We start from the raw sequence: 16,675 nt of genomic DNA, 5'->3' as shown, positions 1-16,675 counted from the left end.
CCCGTGGTGGGTGACCCCGGCACCCGGTGACAGGCGTGAGCCTGGAACGGGTCAGGTCCTCGCACACCGCCCCATCACACACCGCCCCGCCGGCGGTACGGAGCGACCACCCATCACGGGAGGAGGAGCCATGACCATGCCGCACGGTCCGGCATCGCGGACCGGGCAGGAACACGAGCCCGACGGGACGGCTCCCGGTCCGCTGGACGACCCCGCGCAAACACTTGGGCGGCTAGGCCGTTCATGGACCTGGCTCCTGGGCTCGGCCGTCGCGACGCTGGTACCGGGCGTCCTGATACTGGTCTGGCCGGAGGGAACCCTGCACGTCCTCGCGGTCCTCATCGGCCTGTACCTGCTGGTGACCGGAGCGTTCCGGTTCGTGGCCGCCTTCGCGCGGGAGGGGCACGAACGGCTCCCGGGGCTGCTCCTGGCCGTGCTGTACGTCCTGGCCGGGGTGCTGTGCCTGCGGAACCCACTGCAGACCATCACCGCGCTCTCGCTGATCGTCGGGCTCGTCTGGCTCGTGTCCGGCATCCTCACCCTCTACACGGCCCTCGCCACGAAGGACCTGCCGCACCGTGGCGTCCTCCTGGGCACCGCGGTGCTCGGCATCGTCGCGGGGATCGTGGTGCTCGCCCTGCCGGCCGAGTCGGCCCGCGCCCTGACCCGACTGCTCGGCCTGTGGCTCGTCCTGCTCGCCCTGGCCGAGGCGGCGGTCGCCCTCGCGTGGCGGGCCGCGCTCCGAAAGACAGACACCACGGGGCCGCACGCCCCCGGCGAGACAGCATGACACCGCACACCGCACCCCCGCCGCTCCGGCGGGCGCGTCAGATGCACCGGAACCGGCCGGTCCCCCTCCACACCGTCATTCCGAGCGGCGACCGTCGCGGCCGGAACGGCGCGTAGGGATAAGGAGCACCCATGAACCCGGCCGCGCCCCCGGATTCGCCGGACTCCGGCGGAGCCTCGCACCAGAAACACGTCATGACCGCCGAGGAGCGAGCGGAATACGAGCGACTGCGCCGGCACGCGGCGGTGCGCCACCGGCGGGTACGCCGGGCCGGCTCCTCCGTCCTCCTCCTGCTGGCCCTGCTGCTGGCGCCCCTGGCCGTCGTCGCGGCCTGGGTCCAGGACACGGTCTCCGACACCGACAGGTACGTGGAGACCGTCGCGCCGCTGGCGTCCGAGCCGCCCGTGCAGGAGGTCGTGATCAACCGGCTCACGGACCGCGTGGTGGACAACGTGGACGTCGAGGCGGTGACGGACTCTCTCACCCGGGTCCTCCAGGACGCCGGGGCACCACCCCGCGTCGTGGAGGGGGCCGAGTCCCTCGAGGGTCCGCTGCGCAACGCGGTCAGGACCGTTGTGGACCGCACCGTGACCCGCGTGATCACCAGCGACGCCTTCCAGCAGGTGTGGGAGGGCGCCAACCGACGGTCGCACGCCGCGGTGGTGAACATGCTCACCGGTGAGAGGGAGGGTGCCGTCCGCGCCGAGGGCGACACCGTCCGACTGGACGTGGGGGCGGTCGTCGACGAGGTACGGGAGCGGCTCGTCGACGCGGGCTTCGACAAGGCCGCCGCCATCCCGGACACCGACCGGACGATCACGCTCTTCCACACCGAGGAACTGGGCAAGGCGCAGGACATGATGCGACTGCTGGACATCCTCGGCACCTGGCTGCCTGTCCTGACCGTCGTGCTCGCCGCGCTCGCCGTGTGGACCGCTCCGGCACACCGGGTGATGCTGATGATCACCGCGACGGGTGTCGGCGTGATGATGGTGGTGCTGCTCGTCACGCTGGCCGTGGTCAGACGGGTCTATCTGGACTCGGTCCCGCCCACGACGCTGCCCACCGACGCGGCGGCAGCGATCTACGACACGTTCGTCCGGTTCCTGCGCGACAGCACGCGCACGCTGCTGGTCGTCGCGGTGGTCACGGCACTGGTGGCGTACCTGTACGGTCCCGGACGTCCAGCCCGCGCCGTCCGCACGGCGGCGGACAGGGGCACGACGGCCGCCGGCCGGGGGGTGCGCCGCGCCGGACTGCGCACCGGGGCCACCGGACGCTGGCTGACAGACCACCGGGCATGGACCACGGGTGTCGTCATCGCGGCGGGAGCGCTGGCTCTGGTGCTCTGGAACCACCCCACGGTCGGAGCCGTGGCCCTCGTCCTCGGCATCGCCCTGGCCGTCCTGATCATCCTGGCGATCCTCGCGGCGGCCGCCGGACCGGCCGACCGGGCAGCAGAGGAGGCGGCGGAACGGGCGGCCCCGTGAGCCATGGTCGGGAAGCCCGGCCCCGGACGCACGGCCCGCAGGCACCCGGCGTCCCGCAGGCACAGGGCCGCGCGGGTATCGGCGGCCCTGCGGTCCGGAGCCGCAGCCCGGCTGCTGTCCCGCCTGTCGGCCCTCAACGTCGTGGAGGGCTCCGTACGGCTCGCCGCGCAGGCGTTCCTCACCGCACTTCCGTTGCTGATGACCGTCGCGGCGTTCGCCCCCGGCTGGATGAAGGACCTGCTGGCCGACTCCCTCCGTGCGGTTCTGGGGGTGCGCGGCGACACCCTCGACGAACTGCGCCAGGTCTTCTCCGCGACCGGCACACCACGGGACGCCGCCGGAGCCGTGGGCGTCGTGGTGACACTGGTGTCGGCCACGGCGTTCAGCCGGGCGCTTCAGGCGGTGTGCGAGCGGTGCTGGCGCCTGCCGCGTGCCCCGGTGCGGACCGCGGTCTGGCGCTGGCTGCTGTGGCTGGTCGTCTGGCTGGGCTTCCTCCTGCTCCAGGCGCCGCTGCGCAGCGGCTTCGGCGCCGGCCCGGTGACCGCGCTGGTGCTGTCTCTGCTCTCGGCGACGCTGTTGTGGTGGTGGTCCCAGCATCTGCTGCTGGGCGGCCGGATCGGCTGGCGGAGCCTGCTGCCGGGAGCGCTGCTGGCCAGGTCCGGTACGGTCCTGCTGAGCCGGGCCGCCCGCCTGGCGGTGCCCGCGGCCATGGAGCGAAGCCTGGACGAGTTCGGCCCCCTGGGCCCCGTCTTCACCTTCCTTTCCTGGCTGATCGCCGTCTTCCTCGTAGCCGTCTCAGGCCTGGCCCTCGGCGAGTACGTCGCCTCGACCACTTGGTACCGGTCGGCCGCCGCACCCCGCGGCCGTGGAGAGATCGCCCCCTGACCCGGCCGTCGGAGCGCGTCAACCGCGGCCACTGGGTTGCCGCACGCTCACCCGCATCGGGTGAGGCCAACCGGCCCTGGCCGTGCACACGCTGAAGACAGCACACAACGGCGGCCGGGCGAGCGCCCGGGACGGAGACGAGACATGAGCGCGCAGACGTACCTGGCGTACGACTATCCCCTGCTGAGCGTCTTCTGGAGCATGCTCCTGTTCTTCCTGTGGATCATGTGGTTCGTCCTGCTCTTCCGCATCGTCGTCGACATCTTCCGCGATGACGCGATGAGCGGGTGGGCGAAAGCCGGCTGGCTGGTGTTCACCATCCTGCTGCCCTTCCTGGGCGTCTTCGTCTACGTGATCGCCCGCGGCAAGCACATGGGCCACCGGGAGATAGCGCAGGCCCGAGCCCAGCAGGAGGCCTTCGACGCCCACATCAGGGAGGCCGCAGGCGGCATGGGCCGACCCAGCAGCGCCGACGAACTCAGCAAGCTGTCCGAGATCCGCGCCCGCGGCGACATCACGGACGAGGAGTTCCGCAGGGCCAAGGAACTGGTCCTGACCGGCCACGGCCCGGCGGAGCACGCCGGCTCCACCGTCCGCACCCCCGGTCGCTGAGCATCCGCACACCCCGAATCGAGGCGCAAGATGACCGCAACACACACCCGGCCGGAACCTACGGCGAAGCAGGAATGGGCAACCGGCCTGACGGTCTTCGCGGCCGTGATGCTCTTTCTCGTCGGCCTGCTCGACATCTTCCGGGGCATCATGGCCATCGCCGAGGACGACATCTTCGTCACGACGCGCCAGTACGTGTTCGAGTTCGACCTGACCGGCTGGGGCTGGGTCCACCTCGCTCTGGGCGCGGTCGCCGTGATCGTCAGCATCGGGCTGCTCAAGGTCTCGGTGTGGGCGCGTGTCGCCGGCGTGGCCATCGCCGGACTCGTCATCATCGCCAACTTCCTCTCCCTGCCGTACTACCCGGTGTGGTCGATCGTGATGATCGCGCTCTCGGGCTTCATCATCTGGGCCCTGTGCGTGGTCCAGCGCGACAACCTCTTCGACCTGTCCGAGGAGCGCCCACTGTCCGAGGAGCGCCCGCCGCACAAGGTGTGAGGCACAGGAGAAGGGCCGACGGGTGGGACCACACGGCGACGGGAACGCGAGAGGACCGGGCGAGGCGGGGACCGCAACGGTGCGCGAGGGCCGTGCCGGACGGGCTCGCCTCGCCGTGCTCGCCCTGCTGGGGAGCATCCTGGTGCCGCTCGTGGCGGCCGGTCTGCGGAGCGTGCTGTGGGCACTGGTCGGCATCGCCGGGCTGGCGCTCGCGGCCGTCGGGGTGTGGTGGACGCTGGCGCACACCGGAGTGGTCCGTGCGCTCGGCGCCGCCCTGTCGGTGACCGCGCCGCTCGCTGTCCTCGCACTGTTCGCCACGTTCGGCATGCTGGGGCCGGCCTTGGTGTCCCTGGCCCTGTGGGTACTGGCCCTCACAGCGGCACGTACGGCTCTGGCACCTGGTCACACCGCCTCCGAACAGGCTGTCACCGAGACGCCCCGCGCCCCCTGGGTCCTCATGAATCCGCGCTCCGGGGGCGGCAAGGTGGGTCGTTTCGACCTGGTGGAGAAGGCCCGGGCCGCGGGCTGCCGTGTGGTCCTGCTCGACGTGGGCCGGCACCAGGACGTCACCGAACTGGCCCGGCAGGCCGTCACCGAGGGAGCCGATCTCCTGGCGGTGGCAGGCGGCGACGGCACCCAGGCGCTGGTGGCCGAGGTCGCGGCACGCCACGACCTGCCCTTCGTGGTTGTTCCCGCGGGTACCCGCAACCACTTCGCCCTCGACCTCGGCCTCGACCGCGACGATCCGGCGGCAGCCCTGGAAGCCCTGACCCACGGCGTCGAACTCCGCATCGACCTCGGATACGCAGCGGACCGCGTCTTCGTCAACAACGCCTCGTTCGGCACGTACGCGTCCGTCGTCACCGACCCCGCGTACCGGGACGCCAAAGCCCGCACGACCCTGCGCACCCTCCCCGGCCTCCTCACCGGCGAGGACGCGCCCAGGCTGCGGACGCGGGCCGACCGGACGTACGTCGACGGACTTCAGGCGCTGCTCGTCAGCAACAATCCCTACGGACGTGCCGTCGACGCGGCCCGTCCGGGGCGCAGGGAGCGGCTGGACTCGGGACTCCTCGGTGTGGTGTGCGTGCGGGTCGGCAACACCGCTCAGGCGGCGCGCATGGTGCGCGGTCCGCGCTCCGGGGGACTCGTCCGGCTGAGCGCCGGGGAAGTCGTCGTCGAAGCCGACACGGACACCCTCCCGGTCGGCATCGACGGAGAGCACGTCGTTCTGCCGTCACCCGTCGTGTGCCGCAGCGCGCCCGGGGCACTCCGGGTCCGCGTGCCACGCCGTCGCCCCGGCACGCCACGGGCGAGCGGTGCGGCGGCCGACTGGCCGCGGGTGGCACGGCTGGCGCTGGGCCGTGACGGGGATCGGGACTGGGACTCGGACTGACTGACTGACTGACTGACAACTCGAAGAACTGCTTCATGTTGACTTCCTCCCCCTCGTAAATGAGGGGGTTCCTACGGCTCGCGCCGTGGGGTTTTCTGCTTCGTCGCCGACTGCCCGTCCGGAGTTCTCCGTTGAGGTCTTACACCGGCTCCACAGACTGTCACCGCCAGCCCGGCGGCCAGAAGGTTGTTCGCCGCGTTCACGTCCCGGTCGTGGGTCGTACCGCAGTCGCACGTCCAGGTGCGGACGCTGAGCGGCATCTTGTCCTGCAAGGTGCCGCAGACGGAGCACAGCCTGGAGGAGGGGAAGAAGCGGTCCACCGCGATCACTTCCCGCCCGTACCAGGCCGCCTTGTACTCCAGCATGGAGCGGAACTCGCTCCAGCTCGCGTCCGAGATGGCCCGGGCGAGCGTGTGGTTTTTGACCATGTTGCGCACGGTCAGGTCTTCGATCACGAGCGTTTGGTTTTCACGCACGAGCCGAGTGGTGAGTTTGTGGAGCATGTCGCGGCGCCGGTCGGCGATCCGGGCGTGGACCTTGGCGACCTTGCGCCGTGCCTTGGCCCGGTTGGTTCCGTCGCCCTTGGCCTTGCGGGACAGCTCCCGCTGAGCCTTGGCGAGACAGGCGCGGTCGCGGCGTTCGTGCCTGGGGTTGGCGATCTTCTCCCCGGTGGAAAGGGTCAGCAGGTAGTCCAGGCCGACATCGATTCCGACCGCCGCATCGGTGGCGGGAAGCGGCTTCACGGCCGGGTCCTCACACAGCAGGGAGACGAACCAGCGTCCGGCCGCGTCCTGGGAAACGGTCACCGTCGACGGCTTCGCTCCCAGGGGCAGCGGCCTCGACCACACGATGTCCAGCGGTCCGGTCATCTTCGCCAGGGTCACTTCCCCGTCGCGGAAGCGGAATCCGCTGGTGGTGTACTCCGCGCTCTTTCGCGACTTCTTCCGCGACTTGAAACGCGGGTAGTTCGCCCGCTTGGCGAAAAAGTGGGTGAACGCGGTCTGCAGGTGCCGCAGCGCCTGCTGGAGCGGCACCGACGACACCTCGTTGAGGAACGCCAGTTCCTCGGTCTTCTTCCATGCCGTCAGCATCGCGGAGGTGGCGTTGTAGTTGACCCGCTCCTGCCGCGCCCAGGCCTGGGTGCGGGCGGCGAGCGCCAGGTTGTAGACCTTGCGCACGCAACCGAACGTGCGCGACAGCTCGGCTGCCTGCGCATCGGTCGGATAGAAGCGGTACTTGAACGCCCGCTTCGCATGGTTCGCGGGCACTCTCACAAACTAGCCCAACAGTAGGTGAAGATCAAACCTGCGGGTCAAGGCACTGCGATCCGCCGCCGCGCTAGGGGGCTATGAGCGGGATCGCAGGTGTTGGCTGAACGGACTACGGAGCCGTTCGGCAGGGTGAAGTGGGTGCGGCGGGTGCGGCGGGGCGACTCAGCCGCTCGCCCGGACGACGAGCCGGGGCGTCAGCAGGACAGGAGTGGGCGGCTTGGGCGGTGGTTTGGGAGCCGCCTTGGGGGTCCCAAACTGAAAGGTTCGTAGAGTTCGGGCGGGTTTTCGGGTCCCGCCTTCGTCGTATGCGGGTTCAGGGAGTGGGAGTCCGCTCAAGGCGCGCGGACAGTGTGGCTGCGAACTCCTCCGCGCGGGCCAGCTGGGTGCGTAGGTCCTCGACCCGTTGTTGTGCGGCCTGTTCGAAGCCGCGGATTCGTTCCAGCAGGTCCGTACGTTGCTCGGGTGGCAGTTCCTCGCCGGAGTCCAGGCGGTCCGTGGCATCGAGGAGGGCGCGCATTTCGTCGAGGGTGAAGCCGAGGGGCTTCATGCGGCGGATGACCATCAGGCGGGCCACGTCGGACTCGGTGTAGAGGCGGAAGCCGCCCTGTGAGCGGGCGGAGGGGATGACGAGGCCGGTGTCCTCGTAATGCCGGATGGTGCGCAGCGACAGCTCGGTCCGTGCGGCGACCTCGCCGATCTGCATGTGCTCGCTGCTCACGCGGGGTGCCCTTCCTCGTCTTTCGCCGCTGCCGCGGGGGCCCGCGCCGATCTCTACTCTAACGTTAGGGTAGAGTTGCCCTGGTGTCGGGTCGGCCGCCTGCCGTGTCCGTTCCCATGGTGAGCCATGGTGCGGGATGTCGTCCCGTGACCGTAGCCGTGTCGGGGCCGACGAAGCCCCCAGCGAAGTGCCGCCCACTGACCTCGCCTCGTGGAGCGCGGTCCCCGCCCTCCACACCTCCCTGCGCGCCCGCTGTGATGCGGGCGGCGCCCGAGCACGACAGGTTCCCCTCGTCTTGTCTTCCTCCGCACTGTCCCCGGCCGCCTGGATGCGTGGCCCCCGCCGTCCGTCCTGGCTGTCCGACCCGAAGGTCTGGCGTACCGAGGTGCTGGCCGGTCTTGTGGTCGCCCTGGCGCTGATCCCGGAGGCGATCTCGTTCTCGATCATCGCCGGGGTCGATCCGGCGGTCGGGCTGTTCGCCTCGTTCACGATGGCCGTGACCATCGCGATCGTCGGCGGCCGTCCCGCCATGATCTCCGCGGCCACCGGCGCCGTCGCCCTGGTCATCGCTCCGCTCAACCGCGAGCACGGCTTCGGCTACCTCGTCGCCGCCGTGATCCTCGCCGGCGTCTTCCAGATCGTCCTCGGCGCGCTCGGGGTGGCGAAGCTGATGCGGTTCGTGCCGCGCAGCGTGATGGTCGGCTTCGTCAACTCCCTCGCCATCCTCATCTTCATGGCGCAAGTGCCGGAGATGACGGACGTGCCCTGGCCCGTGTACCCGCTTATCGCCGCCGGTCTGGCGCTGATGGTGTTCTTCCCGAAGGTCACCACGGTGATCCCGGCTCCGCTGGTGTCGATCGCCATCCTCACCGTCATCACCATCGCGGCCGGCATCGCCGTACCGACCGTCGGCGACAAGGGCGACCTGCCCTCCTCCCTCCCCGTGCCCGGCCTGCCGGACGTGCCGTTCACCCTCGACACGCTCACCACCATCGCCCCGTACGCACTCGCCATGGCCCTGGTCGGCCTCATGGAGTCGCTGATGACGGCCAAACTGGTCGACGACATCACCGACACCCACTCCTCCAAGACCCGCGAGTCCCTCGGCCAGGGCGTCGCCAACATCGTCACGGGCTTCTTCGGCGGCATGGGCGGCTGCGCGATGATCGGCCAGACGATGATCAACGTACGGGTCTCCGGCGCCCGCACCCGCCTGTCCACCTTCCTCGCCGGGGCCTTCCTGATGGTGCTGTGCATCGTCTTCGGGCCGGTCGTCTCCGACATCCCCATGGCCGCGCTGGTCGCGGTGATGGTCATGGTGTCGGCGGCCACCTTCGACTGGCACTCCATCGCCCCGAAGACACTTCGGCGGATGCCGGCCGGAGAGATCACCGTCATGGTGATCACCGTCGCGTGCGTGGTCGCCACCCATAACCTCGCCATCGGCGTCGTCGTCGGTTCGATCACCGCGATGGTCATCTTCGCCAAGCGCGTCGCCCACCTCGCCGAGGTCACCGCCGTCACCGACCCCGACGAGAGCACGGTCGTCTACCGGGTCACCGGTGAGCTGTTCTTCGCCTCCTCCAACGACCTCGTCGGCCAGTTCAACTACGCCACCGACCCCGACCAAGTCGTCATCGACCTCTCCGCCGCCCACATCTGGGACGCCTCCTCCGTCGCGGCCCTGGACGCCATCGAGACCAAGTACGCCCAGCGCGGCAAGACCGTCGAGATCAGCGGCCTGAACGAACCCAGCGCACGGATCCACGGCACGCTCAGCGGGGAGCTCGCAAGCCACTGACCGGCGGCACGACCTCTCACATACGCTGCTGGCAAACGGAGCCGGAGGCGGGGGTGGGGCGTGACCAGTCGATTGTTGATGCCGTGGCGGGGCGCGAAGGTTCGGCCGGAAACGGCGGCCGGCGTGGGCGGTTCGACGCGGGCCACCGCCATTCTGGACTGGGAGCAGCCCGTCGTGGCGGCCCTCGTGGAGCGCGTACGGCGCGAGGCGGGGCCGGGTGCCGATGCTCGTGCGGTGCTTCGGGTGGCGCACGGGATCATCGCGCGTGAGGTGCGGCCGGTGTACTCCGTGGAGGACCGGCACCCGGCCTCGCGGACGCTGCGGCTGGGGCGGGGTTCCTGTAGTCAGCGGATGGCTGTGCTGGAGGCTGTTGCTCGGGCGGTGGGTGTACGGACGCGGGTGCGGGGGCTGCTGGTTGACGGGGCCTTCTGGTATCCGCGGTTTCCGCGGCTCAAGCGCTTGGTTCCGGAGCGGGTGCTGCTTGCCTGGCCCGAGTTTCTGATCGATCGGGAGTGGGTGCCGATCGGGGAGCTGTTCGAGCCCGTGGCCGAGGGCGAGGCCTTCAGCAACCGCGGCGGCGAGACGCTCTTCGATGCGGTGGCGCGGGTCGGCGTGGACTGGTCCGGGTCGGTGAGCTGCGGGGCGCAGGGCGGCGGCGCGGCGTGCGATCTGTCCGCTCAAGTCCTTGTCGATCTCGGGTACTTCGACTCTCGTGACGAGCTCTTCGCGCGGCACGGGCAGACGCTGTGCCGCACGGCTCGCATCCTCCTGGAGCCCGTGCTGGCGCGCTGGAGCGCGGGCGCCCGGCTTCCCGCAATTACGGGTTACCGCCAATAACCGTCCGGCCTCTTTGGCGATCCCGCCTCCTGCGTCCTGGAAGCGGGGCTCGTTAGCGTCTCGCCATGACGCGACGTACGCGACGTAAGCGGTTCGGGACGCGGCGGATCGAGGCCTTACAGCGGGTTCGGGACCGGGCGCTGCAGCGGCGGGAGGAACGGCGGTCCGGTGGCCGGGTCCGGCGGCTGGGCCGGCGGGCCGAGCGGGCCCGCCCCTGGCTCCAGTTCCTGGTCGACCTCACCACGCTGCTCGCACGACTGGTGAGATGACCCAGCGCTCAAGCCGGCGCTTCAGCCCACCGCCCGCGCCATCCGCCGCACCGCCTCCGTGAGCAGTTCCCCAGACGTCGCCAGGTTCAGGCGTACGTGTCCTGCGCCGCCCGTGCCGAAGGGGATGCCGGAGTTCAGGGCGACTCGGCCCCGTTCCAGGAAGACGGACGCCGGATCGTCGCCGAGGGGCAGGGCCCGGCAGTCCAGCCAGGCGAGGTAGGTGGACTCGGAGGGCTCGTAGCGGACAGAAGGCAGATGTTCGGCCAGGAGGGCGGACAGGAGCCGGCGGTTTTCGTCGAGGCCCAGGAGCAGGGCGTCCAGCCAGGGACCCGCGTCCCGGAGGGCCGCCGTGTGGGCCAGGATGCCCAGGTGGCTGGGGCCGTGGCTCACCTCCTCGGGGAGTTCGGCCAGCTCCGCGGCCGCGTCGGGGCCCGCGATGGCCAGGGCCGCTTTCAGGCCCGCCAGATTCCAGGCCTTGGAGGCGGACATCAGGGAGAAGGCGTTCTCGCCGCCGGGGACCGTCAGGTACGGGACGAAGCGGGCGCCCGGCGACACGAGCGGGGCGTGGATCTCGTCGGCCACGACTCGTATGCCGTACGTGTGGGAAAGCCTTGCCACGGTGGTCAGTTCGGCGGTGGTGTGCAGCGTGCCGGTGGGATTGTGCGGGTTGCAGAGCAGGTATGCGGCCCGGCGGCGCCCGCCCTCGGTGACCCGGTCGAACGCCGACTCCAGCTCCGCGAAGTCCAGGCGGCCGTCCTCGCCCAGCGGGGCCTCGACCAGGGTGCGGTCCATGTTCCGTACGAACTGGTAGAACGGCGGGTAGACAGGGCAGTTGACGACCACCGGGTCTCCCGGCCCCGTCACCAGCTTCAGCATCTCGACGATGCCCAGCATCACGTCCGGCACGATCGCCGTACGCTCCACGGCGAAGTCGTCCCACCCCCACCGCTTCCCGGCGAACTCCGCCAGCGCCTCCGCGTACGCCGTCCCGGCCGGGTAACCCGTGTCGCCGAGCGCGATCGCGTCCGTGAGGGCACGCGCGACCGGCTCGGCGAGCGGGACGTCCATCTCGGCCACCCACAGGGGCAGTACGTCCTCCGGGTAGGTGCGCCATTTCATGCTCGTACGGCGGCGGAGTTCGTCCAGGGAGAGCCGGCCGAGCGGGTTGGGGTGGGCTCCCGGGTGCGCGGGAGCGGCGGGAGTGGCGTCAGGGGTGGTTTTAGGCAGCATGTGGAAGATTCTTCCCCTCTGCGACTCCTTCGTACGCCCGTTCACGCGACCAGCGTCACCGCGCCCACCGCCGGTGTCCGAAGCGTGCAACGGGCCGTGGCGAGGCTGGTCACGAAGGTCGCCGCCGTGGCGGTCGCGACGATGGCCAGCCAGGTGCCGAGGCCCTGGTCCGGGAGGAGTGAGTCCGTACGGACCACGGTGAAGGGGATGATCCCCGCGAGGCCGGCCGCCGTGCCGAAGAACACGCCCGTCGCCGTGACGACGAGGGACTCGACCCCCACCATGCCGAGGACCTGGCCGGGTGTCGCGCCCGCGAGGCGCTGCTGGCCGAACTCGCGGCTGCGGTAAGTCGTCGCCGCGTACAGGGAGTTGATCAGCATGATGCAGGAGAAGACCACGATGATGCCGACGACCGTGAGGTTGAGCGTCTCGAGGTTCTTGGCGTCGATGGACTTCGGGACGCCGGACGCGTCGATGGCGTCGTTTTCCACGGCCTGCATGTAGAGGGTCGCGGTCGCCATGCCGGTGAAGAGGATCAACGGCATGAGGACACCGGACAGTTGGGCCGCGCGCTGCCGCATGTTCCGTACGGCGAGGTAGCCGCTCGGGCCGGAGAACGGGAGGCGGTCGAGTACGGCCAGCAGCAGCTTCGGCGAGAGGAGTGCGAAGCCGATCGCGAGGAGGATCGCGCCGTACGCGGGCGGGGCCATCAGCGCGGGGTCGGTCGCGGAGAAGGCGAAGGTGGAGCAGGCCGCCAGGCCGCCGAGGGCCAGGGCCGCGTACGTGAAGAACTTCCGTCCCTTCCCCGCGGGTTGGCGCCTGCGTGTCGCCCGCCGTACCGCGAGGAACGCCGCGCCCGCCGAGGCGAGGAGCGTGATGCTGATGCCCGACATCAGCGCGACGGGGCCGAAGGAGTAGTCGACGGAGTCGGCAACCTGGCCGCTGTCCTGGAAGAGGGACAGCAGTGCGTGGCCGCCGAGCATCGCGGGGGCGATCGCGAGCAGTGCGGCAAGGAGGGCGACGGCCACCGACTCCCCCACGATCATGCGTTTGATCTGTGTCGGGGTCGCGCCCGAGGAACGCAACAGGTCGATTTCGGCGGTGCGTTGGCGGACGTTCACGGTGAGGGTGGAGGCGATGGCGAAGAACACCAGCAGGGTGCCGTAGCCGCCGACCACTCCTGCCGCGGTGGACAGGGTCTCCGCGCTCGTCGCGTCGACGCCGTTCGCGCCGGCCGTGTCGTGCATCGAGTTGAACGTCATGATGATCGTCGCGCCCAGGAAGGCGGACAGGAGGGTCGCGGTGAAGCGGCCGGGGCGTTGGCGGATGGAACGCATCGCGAGAGCGAGCATGGTGAACACGGGTCACACCCCCGCCGGTACGTCGTCGCCCAGGTGCGCCAGGCGTTCGGCGACCGCGTCCGCCGTCGGGCGGCGCATCTCGCCCACCAGGCGGCCGTCGGCCAGGAAGAGGACCGCGTCGGCGTACGAGGCCGCCACCGGGTCGTGGGTGACCATGACCACCGTGCGGTCGTGGATCCGTACCGCCTCCTGCAGCAGGTGAAGGACCTCGCGGGCGCTTCGGGTGTCCAGGGCGCCGGTGGGTTCGTCGGCGAAGATCACGCTGGGTTCGGTGACAAGGGCTCGGGCGATGGCCACGCGTTGGCGCTGGCCGCCGGAGAGCTGGTCGGGGCGGTGGCCGAGGCGGCCTTCGAGGCCGACGGCCGTGAGGATCTCCTCTACGCGCTTGCGGTTGACGCGGCGGCGGGCGAGTTTGAGCGGGAGGATCGTGTTCTGGGCGACGGTGAGGGTGTCCAGGAGGTTGTACTGCTGGAAGACGAAGCCGATGCGGGTGCGGCGGAACTTGGTGAGTTGCGCCTCCGTTCCGCCGGTCATCTCCGTGCCGTCGACCATGACGATGCCGGTGTCCGGGGCGTCCAGGCCCGCCGCGCACTGGAGGAGCGTGGACTTGCCGGAGCCCGAGGGGCCCATGACGGCGGTGAACGTGCCTCGGGGGAGGCTGAGGGTCACGTCTTCCAGGGCGGTTACTTTGCTGTCGGCGGTGCCGTAGGTCTTGGTGACCTTGACCAGGCGTAGGGCTTCGGTGGGGGTGGTGTTGGGCGGGCGTTGGGTTCGGCTGAGCATGGTCGTCGACCTCCGGTGAAGGCTTCCGTGGCACTCGCTGTGCCACGCGAATGACGCTACGGAGGGCGCGGGCCGGGCACATTGGGCGCAGAACCCGTACTGGGAGGTGTACTCAGCGACACCTCATCCACCGGGAACCCCCCTCACGTACCGCTCACCGTGAAGCCGGTCGCCGAACCTCCGCCCTCCCTTCGCCGGGCGAACGGCTCACCCCCGTGAGCCGTCGCCACCTCCCGCACCGTGTGGATCAGCCCGGGCGCACCCGGCTCGTCGAACTTGCGTCGCAGGTACCGACGTACACGGCGAGGTTCTTGGAGCCGGGGCCGAAGTCGTAGCCCCAGATGCGGTCTTGAAGCTCTCTCCCGGATGGATCCGGGAGATTCCTGCCTACCTTGCGGTGGCGGGTTTGACGCCGTGCGAAGCGCGCCTGACGACTGCCCTCCCGGCAGCCGGGACGAGCGCGTGGCCCGTCCGGTATCGGTGAAGCACCGTGTGGGCGGCGTTGGTGTCGGCGTTGCCTTCCCAGCCGCACGCTGGTGCGCGCCGCATGCCCTTGTGCGTCCAGGACCGCCACCTGGGCAGGGTCGAGCGCCAGCCGGGCACGATGCCCGAACTGCCGCTTTACCAGCCCCTGCTGGCTGTCCTGTTGCCCCATGGGCGTCGACGCTAGCGTCGGTTTATGTCACCTCGCTGGAAGCCGAACACAGAGGTCAGAACCGGTCGTCAGGTGGTCTACAACCTCCATGTCCACTTGGTGTTTGTGACTAAAAACCGTCGTGGAGTGTTCACGGAGGCGATGCTGGACCGGTGCGAGGAGTTCCAGAAGGTCGAACTCCGTGCAGGTGAGGTCGATCTCACGCTCTCCGCGCCAGACGCGCCGGGCTGGCGAGGCGATGCGCAACCACGCCACCGCGACTTGGGCGCCGGGCATGCGTTGCTGTCCCCCGGGTACGCCGACCGGAAGGTCCGTACGTCGCAGCAGTGCCCGCAGTCTGGCGAACACCTCGTCCACGTCGAAGGGTTTGACGACGTAGTCGTCGGCTCCGGCGTCCAGGCCGGCGATGCGGTCGGCGGTCTCCACGCGCGCGGTGAGCATCAGGATCGGCGTACGGTCGCCCTCGGCACGCAGCACGCGACACACTTGGAGGCCGTCGATGCCCGGCATCATCACGTCGAGCACGAGGACGTCCGGCGGACTGCGATGGGCCTGCGCGAGAGCCTCCACGCCATCGGCGACGGCCGTCACCTCGTACCCTTCAAGGGTCAGGGCACGTTCCAGGGCGTGGCGGATGGCACGGTCGTCCTCGGCGAGCAGCACGTTGTGGGGCACACGACCAGTCTGCCAAGGCCTGGGACACGTAGTACCTGATGAGCAGGGGTACGACCGGGTCTCTTACCCGGTTCTCACCCCGCTGGGACCGGTGGCTCACCTCGCCCGGCCACTGTCTCCCGTGGACCATGGGCGACCAGAGCCGCGACGGGGAAGGCACGCACGGTATGAAGCGTAGGAAGGCCGCGAAACGCATGAGGATCGTGTTTCTGCTGCACAACGCGTACGCCATCGGGGGCACCGTCCGCACCACACTCAACCTCGCGTCGGCGCTCGCCGACCGGCACAGGGTCACGATCGTGTCGATGTCGCGCCACCGGGACGTGCCGCGCTTCGACGTCGACCCCCGCATCACGCTCGTACCGCTCGTGGACACAAGAGACGGCAGCGCGGACCTCGCGGACCCTCTGCACGCGGAGCCGCCGACCGACTTCCCTTCCGCCGACAAGCGGTCCAAGCAGTACAACCGCCTGACGGACATCCGCGTACGTGACTACCTGGCGGACTGCGATGCGGATGTGGTGATCGGCACCCGCCCCGGCGTCAACGTCTACGTCTCCCGCTTCGCCCCGCCCCGCGCCCTGCGCATCGGCCAGGAGCACCTGAGCCACGACGCGCACAGCAAGAAGCTGCGGGCCGTACTCGCCGAGGAGTACGGCCGGTTGGACGCGCTCGTGACGACGACGAAGGCGGACGCGAAGGTGTACCGGAAGCGGATGCCGCTGCCGGGCGTACGGGTCACCGCCGTGCCGAACATCGTGCCCGCGCCGAAGGGCGTGGCGCCCTCCACCGGGGACGCGAAGGTGATCGCGGCGGCGGGGCGGCTCGTACCCGGCAAGCGGTTCGACCTGCTGATCGAGGCGTTCTCGGCGGTCGCCCCGAAGGAACCGGAGTGGCGGCTGCGGATCTACGGCGGCGGGGCCCAGAAGGAAAACCTCCAGTCACTGATCGACGGCCTCGGCCTGACCGGCCGCGCCCAGCTCATGGGCCCGCGCACCCCCATCGAGGCGGAGTTCGCCCAGTCCTCACTCGTGGTCAGCGCCTCGGACGCGGAGTCGTTCGGGATGACACTCGTCGAGGCGATGCGCTGCGGCGTGCCCGTCATCAGCACGGACTGCCCCCTCGGCCCCGCCGAGATCATCACCCCGGGCGTCAACGGCCGCCTCGTCCCCGTGGGCGACGCCCGCGCCCTCTCGGAAGCGATGCTCGATCTCATCGCGGACGAGTCGGCGCGACGGGAGATGGGGCGAGCGGCGCTGGAGAGCGCACATCGGTACGACGCGGAGCCGATCGTGGCGCGCTACGAGGGGCTGTTCAGGGAACTGAGGGCTGTGCGGCGCAAGGCGCGGATCGAGGAGTGGAAGCGAAAGGTGCGGCGGGTGTTCGACGGCCACGGATGTCGTC

The 16,675-nt window shown here is 70.2% G+C and carries 16 protein-coding genes and 1 pseudogene; 10 read left to right on the top strand and 7 right to left on the bottom strand.

Features of this window, described 5'->3' with window-relative positions:
• The first annotated feature begins 130 nt into the window (after positions 1–130).
• The 6 genes from G6048_RS22015 to G6048_RS21990 all read left to right on the top strand — a co-directional run bounded on the left by G6048_RS22015 (position 131) and on the right by G6048_RS21990 (position 5,671).
• Entirely contained in the window at positions 131–790 is a 660-nt protein-coding gene (locus G6048_RS22015; RefSeq protein ID WP_165341302.1) for an HdeD family acid-resistance protein, read from the top strand.
• A 131-nt stretch (positions 791–921) separates the two neighbouring features.
• Positions 922–2,280, top strand: a complete 1,359-nt coding sequence (locus G6048_RS22010) for a hypothetical protein (RefSeq protein WP_165341301.1) — start codon at positions 922–924, stop codon at positions 2,278–2,280.
• Positions 2,281–2,283: 3 nt separating this feature from the next.
• A complete protein-coding gene (locus tag G6048_RS22005; protein ID WP_165341300.1) occupies positions 2,284–3,165 on the top strand; it encodes a ribonuclease BN in 882 nt (293 codons plus the stop codon).
• Between the two features lie 144 nt (positions 3,166–3,309).
• The gene (locus tag G6048_RS22000) at positions 3,310–3,777 is read left to right on the top strand and encodes an SHOCT domain-containing protein (RefSeq protein ID WP_165341299.1); all 468 of its coding nucleotides are present in this window, start codon (positions 3,310–3,312) and stop codon (positions 3,775–3,777) included.
• A gap of 30 nt (positions 3,778–3,807) precedes the next feature.
• On the top strand, positions 3,808–4,275 hold the full coding sequence (locus G6048_RS21995; protein WP_165341298.1) for a DUF7144 family membrane protein: 468 nt from the start codon (positions 3,808–3,810) through the stop codon (positions 4,273–4,275).
• A 79-nt stretch (positions 4,276–4,354) separates the two neighbouring features.
• Positions 4,355–5,671: a diacylglycerol/lipid kinase family protein gene (locus G6048_RS21990; RefSeq protein ID WP_165341297.1), complete on the top strand. Its 1,317-nt coding sequence runs from the start codon at positions 4,355–4,357 to the stop codon at positions 5,669–5,671.
• Between the two features lie 71 nt (positions 5,672–5,742).
• Here the strand turns inward: G6048_RS21990 and G6048_RS21985 are convergent, their stop codons facing one another.
• Together G6048_RS21985 and G6048_RS21980 are read right to left on the bottom strand one after the other, a co-directional pair.
• Positions 5,743–6,939 carry an RNA-guided endonuclease InsQ/TnpB family protein gene (locus G6048_RS21985; protein ID WP_165341296.1) on the bottom strand — a complete coding sequence of 399 codons (1,197 nt, stop codon included), beginning with the start codon at positions 6,937–6,939 and terminating at the stop codon, positions 5,743–5,745.
• A gap of 316 nt (positions 6,940–7,255) precedes the next feature.
• Positions 7,256–7,660, bottom strand: a complete 405-nt coding sequence (locus tag G6048_RS21980; protein ID WP_165341295.1) for a MerR family transcriptional regulator — start codon at positions 7,658–7,660, stop codon at positions 7,256–7,258.
• A gap of 328 nt (positions 7,661–7,988) precedes the next feature.
• On the opposite strand from G6048_RS21980, the gene G6048_RS21975 reads away from it, so the two are divergent.
• The 3 genes from G6048_RS21975 (at position 7,989) to G6048_RS21965 (ending at position 10,567) form a co-directional block, all read left to right on the top strand.
• On the top strand, positions 7,989–9,461 hold the full coding sequence (locus G6048_RS21975) for a SulP family inorganic anion transporter (RefSeq protein WP_206341937.1): 1,473 nt from the start codon (positions 7,989–7,991) through the stop codon (positions 9,459–9,461).
• Positions 9,462–9,521: 60 nt separating this feature from the next.
• Complete coding sequence (locus tag G6048_RS21970; protein WP_408056152.1) at positions 9,522–10,298, top strand: transglutaminase domain-containing protein; 777 nt, start codon at positions 9,522–9,524, stop codon at positions 10,296–10,298.
• Between the two features lie 65 nt (positions 10,299–10,363).
• Complete coding sequence (locus G6048_RS21965) at positions 10,364–10,567, top strand: hypothetical protein (RefSeq protein ID WP_165341293.1); 204 nt, start codon at positions 10,364–10,366, stop codon at positions 10,565–10,567.
• Positions 10,568–10,588: 21 nt separating this feature from the next.
• On the opposite strand, the gene G6048_RS21960 is transcribed toward G6048_RS21965, so the two are convergent.
• The 5 genes and pseudogenes from G6048_RS21960 to G6048_RS21940 form a co-directional block, all read right to left on the bottom strand.
• Positions 10,589–11,797 carry a MalY/PatB family protein gene (locus tag G6048_RS21960; protein WP_165341292.1) on the bottom strand — a complete coding sequence of 403 codons (1,209 nt, stop codon included), beginning with the start codon at positions 11,795–11,797 and terminating at the stop codon, positions 10,589–10,591.
• 41 nt (positions 11,798–11,838) lie between these two features.
• Positions 11,839–13,149, bottom strand: a complete 1,311-nt coding sequence (locus G6048_RS21955; RefSeq protein ID WP_165341327.1) for an ABC transporter permease — start codon at positions 13,147–13,149, stop codon at positions 11,839–11,841.
• 12 nt (positions 13,150–13,161) lie between these two features.
• Positions 13,162–13,941 carry an ABC transporter ATP-binding protein gene (locus G6048_RS21950; RefSeq protein WP_165341291.1) on the bottom strand — a complete coding sequence of 260 codons (780 nt, stop codon included), beginning with the start codon at positions 13,939–13,941 and terminating at the stop codon, positions 13,162–13,164.
• Positions 13,942–14,168: 227 nt separating this feature from the next.
• Positions 14,169–14,296, bottom strand: a pseudogene (locus G6048_RS21945) (winged helix-turn-helix domain-containing protein); the annotation flags it as partial.
• 327 nt (positions 14,297–14,623) lie between these two features.
• Positions 14,624–15,271, bottom strand: coding sequence for a response regulator transcription factor (locus tag G6048_RS21940; protein ID WP_165341290.1), 648 nt, complete (start codon positions 15,269–15,271; stop codon positions 14,624–14,626).
• Positions 15,272–15,465: 194 nt separating this feature from the next.
• Here G6048_RS21940 and G6048_RS21935 point away from each other — a divergent pair.
• Positions 15,466–16,675, top strand: a 1,210-nt coding sequence (locus tag G6048_RS21935) for a glycosyltransferase family 4 protein (protein WP_165341289.1), incomplete at its 3' end; no start/stop codon positions are given.

This window comes from Streptomyces ureilyticus, from assembly GCF_011045025.1.
GTDB lineage: Bacteria > Actinomycetota > Actinomycetes > Streptomycetales > Streptomycetaceae > Streptomyces > Streptomyces ureilyticus.
Note: the sequence above shows the minus strand (reverse complement) of the source record. Positions and strands in the feature narration are given on the sequence as shown.